Raw genomic sequence first — 2,530 nt, 5'->3', positions numbered from 1 at the left:
CCACTGAAGCTGTGATCCGCCCCCTTCACATCCACCTTCCCCGGACAATGGATCTCGATGTTCCCGCCCTTGAGCCGGATGTAGCCGCCGCCTGCCGTCAGCAGGATTTCCTCGCCGGCGATCACGTGGATGTTCTGGTTCGCCGTCTGCTGGATGTCCTTGGCCGCATTGATCTCGACGTTGTCGCTCTGCGCCTGCACCTGCACCTTGCCCTTGGCGGCGATCAGCTTCAGGGCGATCTGGTCCTTTACGCCGGCGACGAACAGGCTGATGTGTTCACCGACGTTGTGCAGCCAGCGTCTCCCCGAGGTCTGCTGGGTATCACGCTGGGCGATCAGGTCGAGGTTGCTGCCGGCGGTGATGGCCTGGCTGTTCGGGGTGGTCTGGGCGAGGCCGGCGGGGGCGCTGACGACGATCAGGGCTTGTTGGCCGGCTTGCTCGCCTTTTGCGTCCTTTGCGCTGTTCGTGCCGTTGGCCCAGTTCTTGAGGGCTTCCTTCAGGTGATGCAGGTGGCCCTGTTGGGTCTTGGCAGCCTTGGTGTTGTCCTTGACGGTTTCGGGGCCGGTTTCGACGGTGTCGGCGAGCTGGTGGGTGGCGACGTCGCCAAGGCTGCTGGCGAGCTCGAAGGCGGCGTCGAGCTGCGATTGCGCTTGGGACCGGTCGAGCTGGTTGCCGCCGGCGCCGTTGGCGGCCTCGGTCGTGATCAGCAGGCCGTTGGCGGCGCGGATCGCGCCGTGCCGGTCGGTGCGCAGTTCGAAGCCTTCACCTCTGGGGGTACCCTTGCCGTCGCTTCTGGGGTGGATCAGGAAGCCCTGGTTGAGCTGGGTCTTGCCGTGTTCGGAACTGAGCTTGGTGCGGACTTCGCCCTGGGTGTCGTCGAACAGCAGCTCGCCATACTGGCCGCCGCCGTGTTCCTTGGTCTTGATGCCGGAGAGGGTCTTGTTGGCCGGGAGGCTGCCGGCGCCGCTGAACGCCGGCACCGGGTGGCTGCCGTTGTAGACGACGCCGGTCACGAGGGGACGGTCGATGTCGCCTTCGAGGAAGTCGACCAGCACTTCCTGACCGACCCGCGGAATGAACTGGTGGCCCCAGCCGGCGCCGGCCGAGGGCATGGCGACGCGCAGCCAGCAGGAGGACTTGTCGTCGAGGCTGGCGCCGTACTCGGGGTGTTCCTGCGTCCGTTGCCAGTGGAACTGCACCTTGATGCGGCCGAGTTCGTCGGTGTGGACTTCGCCGTCACCGGGGCCGACCACGGTGGCGGTCTGCACGCCACGGCTGGTGGGTTTGCCGTGCGGTGCATGGTCCGGCGTCAGCGGGATGCCGCGGCGCTGGGCGTCGAAGTCGGTGCGGAACGGGGCGTCGTTGGCCGCCTGGCTGGTCTGGGCCGTGGCTGCCGGGCTGCCCAGTACCGTCTTGGAGAGTTGACTGACCAGATCGCCCGGCAGGTTGTTGCGCGCTTGAACCCGTTGCCGGGTGATGGTGAATTGCCGGTCTTCCGGCGCGTCGAAGTCGTGCGCCGGGTGGTTGTCGAGCTGGAACCATTCGCCGACGTTGAACTGCCGCACCGTACCTTCGCCGATGAACTGCTTGCTGGCTCGGTCGTTGGCCTGCTGGCGCAGCTGGGCGTAACGGCCGAGGTCTTCGCCGTCACTGCCGTAGTACAGCGTCTGCGGATCGTAGTCTTCGAGACTCTGGCTGGCCTGGCGGCCACCGTCGCCGTGGTCGATCACGCTCTCGTCGTCAGCCGTGAGCGTGCTGACCGGCTTGTAGTCGAAGCTGGCCAGGCTGACCTTGCTGGTGCCGAGCTGGCGCTTCGAGTCCCAGCCGGTGATGGTGTCATCGGTTTCGGTCGCATCGGCACGATGGAAGCGCACCCTGGCTTGGGACGCCGCATCGAGCTGGTAGGGATCGTCGAAACCGATCAGCGTCGTCAGCGGCGTTTCGCCGCCGGCAAAGCCGAAGCGGTAGGCAATGCCTTCCTCGGCCAGCAGGCGCTGGATGAAGTCGAGATCCGATTCGCGGTACTGTAGACAGTAGGAGCGGGCCGGGTAGGTCTTGGCCAGATCGAACTGCAAGGCAAAGCTCGCGGCCAGCAGCGGATTGCGTTCCTGGTGTTCGGCGACGATCGCCTTGACGATGTCCGGCACGCTCAGGTCCTGGAACACCCGGCTGGTCTTGCGGTGTCGCAGCAGTGCCAGCGGCGGTTCGATCGTCAGGCCGTAGCGGGCAAAGCCGCCGTCCGAACCGAGTGATTTGACCTTGGTGACGACCCCGGTCAGCACCTGTGTCCCGCCATCGGCGGTGTGGATGTCGACTTCGATCGCCAATCCCAGCAGAGACTTCAGCTCCAGCCCGGCATCGGCCGACAGGCATTCCAGCGTGTAGAGGTAGGGCTTGCTCAGCGCTGTTTCACCGTCGAGCACGTGCGGCAGCAGCGTCTCCGGCACCGGCCCGCGACCTTCGGCGAAGTGCAGCGACAACAGGCGCTGGTCCTGATTGAACGCGGCGGCGAATGACGCGAGCAGGCTGG

General features: G+C 66.0%; 1 protein-coding gene. It reads right to left on the bottom strand.

Features of this window, described 5'->3' with window-relative positions; genetic code table 11:
* Positions 1–2,530 (bottom strand): type VI secretion system Vgr family protein (locus JMJ54_RS19030; protein WP_308438032.1); only part of this gene is annotated, 2,530 nt, incomplete at both ends.

Source organism: Jeongeupia naejangsanensis (assembly GCF_016865585.1).
In the GTDB taxonomy this organism is placed as follows: domain Bacteria; phylum Pseudomonadota; class Gammaproteobacteria; order Burkholderiales; family Chitinibacteraceae; genus Jeongeupia; species Jeongeupia naejangsanensis.
This window is presented reverse-complemented; position numbering and strand designations above follow the sequence as displayed.